Raw genomic sequence first — 4,465 nt, 5'->3', positions numbered from 1 at the left:
GTCAAACGGAATCATATTTTCAGCAACTAATTTATTACCGTCTTTGTTTAAAAATAAAGTTTTGATTTCGTCATAGGTAAAACCCTCTTCGTTAATTAATCCACCATCGCGATCGATGATACCAATTATTTTAGCACCCATTTCGGCTAGGTAAAAAGCAGCTGCTGATCCCACATTTCCAAACCCTTGTACAATTGCTTTTTTGCCTTTGACATCACCACCGTAAATGCTGTAATAATGACGAACCGCTTCGGCAACACCATAACCTGTGATCATGTCAGCGATTGTGTATTTTCTTGCTACATCAGGTGAGAATTTTGGATTTTCGATCACCTTTACTACTCCTTGACGCAATTGTCCGATGCGGTTAATTTTATCTGCTTCGGTAGGTTTAAAGTGTCCGTTAAAAACCCCTTCTTGCGGATGCCATACACCACATTCCTCAGTCATAGGAATTACTTCGTGAATTTCATCTACATTTAAATCGCCTCCTGTTCCATAATAACTTTTCAATAAAGGGGATACCGCTTTGTACCAGCGTTGTAAAACTCCTTTTTTTCTCGGGTCATTAGGGTCAAAATTAATTCCAGATTTAGCTCCGCCAATGGCTGGACCAGAAACCGAAAATTTAACTTCCATTGTTTTGGCAAGAGACAGTACTTCGTTTATGTCAAGACCTTTTCTCATACGGGTTCCACCACCGGCAGCACCACCTCTTAAGGAATTGATTACGGTCCAGCCTTCTGCTTCCGTTTCGGTATCTTTCCAATTAAAAACAATTTCAGGCTCTTTAATTTCGAATTTATGTAGTAAATCTTTCATTTTTTTTTACGATATGTTTATTTTTTTAAAGCTATATAATACCTTTTGCAGGGAATCATTCATTATTGTTAAGAACAAAATAATTGATCTACAATCCCAATAGATCCTCTTTTAAGCCTTTGTTGACAGGGTTTTCGGATAGCCAAATTCCATAAAATGCTTTTTTAAACTCTAGACCTTTGATTTTTCCTCTATAGACTTTGTTTTTTGTGATCCATAAAGACTCATCAAGAGGATTGAATGTTAACTCAAATAAATCACCAACCTTTGTTTCTTCGGTACTTAACAGGTACTCTAATTCTTTTAATTCTTTGGCATATTTCAGCATTCCGGATTCACCAACTGATTTTTCCATACCTTTTGTTAGTGCCTTTGTTAATTTTGAAGAGTTTACTAGGCCTGAGGTGATACGTAATGTTATTGCCATTTCTGTTTGGCTATTTAAAATCAAGTCGGCATCCTGCGATAATTGCGTTACATATAATGCTTGTACGTAGAGATCCATAAATAATTTAGATCGTTGTCCAAAACCATTAAGAGACATTGTTTTTCCTTTAAATTCAAGAGTTCTTGGTATTTCTACACCATTAACAATGAACGAAGATTGAGCGATAGAGCTCGTAAACTGTAAAATTAGTAATAATACTAATAAAGCTGAAAACTTTTTCATGAGGGGATGATTTTAAATATTGTTTTAAATTGGAATAGATGCAAATTTACAGTATATCTATAAAAGATGTAATTTATTTTTAAAATATGTTTTAGATTCGTGATTTTATAGATGATTTCTAATTATTGTTGACTGTTTATTTTATGTACCACCCCGGAACTATGGTCTGTTTTTGCGCCTGTAACACTGCTCAAAACATTTACTTCATTCCGTAATTTTAGAACTCCTAACAAACCAAAAATTAAGGCTTCTTTAAATTCAATTGTTTTGGCATCAGGGATAATTATTTCCATTTCGGGTACATTTTCTTTTATCTTTTCGATTAAAAAAGTGTTGTATGTCCCACCTCCAGTAATTAACATTTTTCCTTTTTTCTCTGGTAGTGCAGCCGCTATTTGTTGTGCGATATGCTGTGTAAAGGTGTTGAGTTTATCTTGAATCGGAATAGTGAAGTGCTCCATCAGCGGCAGTGCAATTACCTTTACAAATTCAAAACCTAGCGATTTTGGGTAGGGTAGTTGGTAGAATGGAAGTGCGTTTAACTCTGTTAGTAATTCATCATGGCAGTTTCCGTTTCTAGCAATTGCTCCTTTGTCATCATAATCAAATCCTAAAGTAGATGCATAGTGATTCAAAATGGTATTTACTGCTGAAATATCAAAAGCAACTCGTTGTTTATTTGCAACGAACGAAATGTTTGAAAACCCGCCCAAGTTCATGCAATAGTCGTAATCTTGAAACAAAATTTGGTCTCCAATGGGTACTAACGGTGCGCCTTGACCTCCTAATTGTACATCTTGAACTCTAAAATCACATACAACTGTTTGATTAGTCAATGTGGCAATCGTTGCTAAGTTACCAATTTGAAGCGTAAATCCGTTGTGTGGTTGGTGCAAAATCGTGTGCCCGTGAGAGCAAATGGCATCTAAGTTTTTTAACTGATTTTTATCAATAAATGAGCTGATTACAGCTGCTAAAAGTTGCGTGTAGTCGTGGTTTAATTGGGCTAAATCGCCATCTGAAAGGGTAATAGCAGTTTTTAATTTGTTTAACCAATCAGTCGAGTAAGCGACAGTTTCACATGCTGCTATCTCAAAATCCCATTGGTTGTCATGTACTGTAAAAACAATATGTGCCAAATCAATTCCGTCTAATGATGTACCTGACATCACTCCTACTACTGTATACTTTTCTTTAAACATTGGCTAAAATTACGAAATCGTTTGAAAACCGAGATAAAATAATTACTTTTGTGAACAAATTTAAGAACATTTAATTTACAATAAAATAATATGGATTTTAATCTAACCGAAGAGCATTTAATGATTCAGCAAGCTGCTAAAGATTTTGCTGTAGCAGAGTTATTACCGGGAGTTATTGAACGCGATGAGCATTCAAAATTTCCAACAGAGCAAGTGAAAATGATGGCTGATTTAGGCTTTATGGGGATGATGGTAGATCCTAAATACGGTGGGTCAGGATTGGATAGTATTTCCTATGTTTTAGCAATGACTGAAATAGCTAAAATTGATGCTTCGGCTGCGGTGATTATGTCTGTAAATAATTCACTTGTTTGTGCAGGTTTGGAAAAATACTGTAACGAAGAGCAAAAAATGAAATATTTAGTACCACTAGCCAAAGGAGAAGTGATTGGAGCTTTTTGTTTGTCAGAGCCAGAAGCGGGATCTGATGCTACGTCTCAAAAAACAACAGCAATTGACAAAGGCGATCATTACCTTTTAAATGGAACTAAAAACTGGATTACTAATGGGTCAACCGCATCGACTTACATTGTAATTGCACAAACAGATATTGAAAAAGGACACAAAGGAATCAATGCGTTCATCGTTGAAAAAGGTTGGGCTGGTTTCGATATTGGTCCAAAAGAAAAGAAAATGGGAATTCGTGGGTCAGATACACATTCATTAATGTTTAATGATGTGAAAGTGCCTAAAGAAAATAGAATTGGCGAAGACGGTTTCGGATTTGCTTTTGCTATGAATGTTTTAAATGGCGGAAGAATCGGTATTGCTTCTCAAGCTTTAGGAATAGCGACTGGAGCGTACGAAATTGCCTTGAAATATGCTCACGAAAGAAAAGCGTTTGGAAAAGAAATTTTCAAGCACCAAGCAATTGCTTTTAAATTAGCGGATATGTATGTAAAAGTTACTGCGGCTAAATTGTTAGTAATGAAAGCAGCTTGTGAGAAAGATGCAGGTATGGATATCGCACACTCTGGGGCAATGGCTAAATTATATGCTTCTGAAATTGCTTTAGAAGTAGCTAACGAAGCAGTTCAAATTCACGGTGGAAACGGTTATGTGGCTGAATACCATGTAGAGCGTATGATGCGTGACTCAAAAATTACTCAAATTTATGAAGGAACTTCGGAGATACAACGTATCGTGATCTCTAGAGGTTTAGTTTAGTCAGATCAAAATAAATTGTAAAAGCCCTTTCCAATTCTAGTTGGAAAGGGCTTTTTTTATTGGAAGCTAATTGCACTTTATCGGTGCCGGAATTTGTTTAAGGTTAAAGAGCTGAAAAAGAAATTAGTAACTTGCTAATTTCCAAGCCTTGAAGGTTTATTGCCTCCTATTTTGAAAAGTAAATGTTGTACATTTAAAAAAACTTTGAAAATGAAAAACTGGATTATAAGTTGTTGCCTTTTGCTTTCGGTTGGAGTAATAGCGCAGGTCAAAACGATTAAGAAATTGCAACTTAACATTGAAAATGGTATTGCTATCCAGGGATACGATCCAGTGGCCTATTTCAAACAAGCAAAAGCAATAAAAGGACAAAAGCAGCTATCGGTACAACAGGAAGGTGTACTTTATTATTTTTCTAGTGAAACAAAACAGGTTGTGGATTTATCACCGGCCGAACACACTAAGAATTATTTTTTAACCCTTGCCCCTGCTAAATATTGGGGTGATGTTTATGGTTGGAAACGAAACAAAGAAAATGAAATTC

4 protein-coding genes and 1 pseudogene are annotated in these 4,465 nt (G+C 35.7%); 2 read left to right on the top strand and 3 right to left on the bottom strand.

What is annotated here, in order from left to right:
- From P8M54_RS02505 to P8M54_RS02495, 3 genes are all read right to left on the bottom strand, one after another.
- Positions 1–822: Glu/Leu/Phe/Val dehydrogenase dimerization domain-containing protein (locus P8M54_RS02505; protein ID WP_300284680.1), on the bottom strand; the 822-nt coding region annotated here is incomplete at its 3' end.
- 88 nt (positions 823–910) lie between these two features.
- Positions 911–1,492: a chalcone isomerase family protein gene (locus P8M54_RS02500; RefSeq protein ID WP_300284677.1), complete on the bottom strand. Its 582-nt coding sequence runs from the start codon at positions 1,490–1,492 to the stop codon at positions 911–913.
- Between the two features lie 122 nt (positions 1,493–1,614).
- A complete protein-coding gene (locus P8M54_RS02495) occupies positions 1,615–2,694 on the bottom strand; it encodes an anhydro-N-acetylmuramic acid kinase (RefSeq protein WP_300284674.1) in 1,080 nt (359 codons plus the stop codon).
- Between the two features lie 90 nt (positions 2,695–2,784).
- Here P8M54_RS02495 and P8M54_RS02490 point away from each other — a divergent pair, with 90 nt between their 5' ends.
- Both P8M54_RS02490 and P8M54_RS02485 read left to right on the top strand, forming a co-directional pair.
- Entirely contained in the window at positions 2,785–3,921 is a 1,137-nt protein-coding gene (locus P8M54_RS02490; RefSeq protein ID WP_300284671.1) for an acyl-CoA dehydrogenase family protein, read from the top strand.
- Positions 3,922–4,131: 210 nt separating this feature from the next.
- Positions 4,132–4,465: pseudogene (locus tag P8M54_RS02485) on the top strand (hypothetical protein); the annotation flags it as partial.

Origin of the sequence: Flavobacterium sp. (genome assembly GCF_029242675.1) — a bacterium.
Taxonomy (GTDB): Bacteria; Bacteroidota; Bacteroidia; order Flavobacteriales; family Flavobacteriaceae; genus Flavobacterium.
Note: the sequence above shows the minus strand (reverse complement) of the source record. Positions and strands in the feature narration are given on the sequence as shown.

Bases quoted from the DNA above. Each gene is read 5' to 3' on its own strand.
- P8M54_RS02490 (WP_300284671.1), top strand. From the start codon at position 2,785: ATGGATTTTAATCTAACCGAAGAGCATTTAATGATTCAGCAAGCTGCT.
- P8M54_RS02500 (WP_300284677.1), bottom strand. From the start codon at position 1,492: ATGAAAAAGTTTTCAGCTTTATTAGTATTATTACTAATTTTACAGTTT.
- P8M54_RS02495 (WP_300284674.1), bottom strand. From the start codon at position 2,694: ATGTTTAAAGAAAAGTATACAGTAGTAGGAGTGATGTCAGGTACATCA.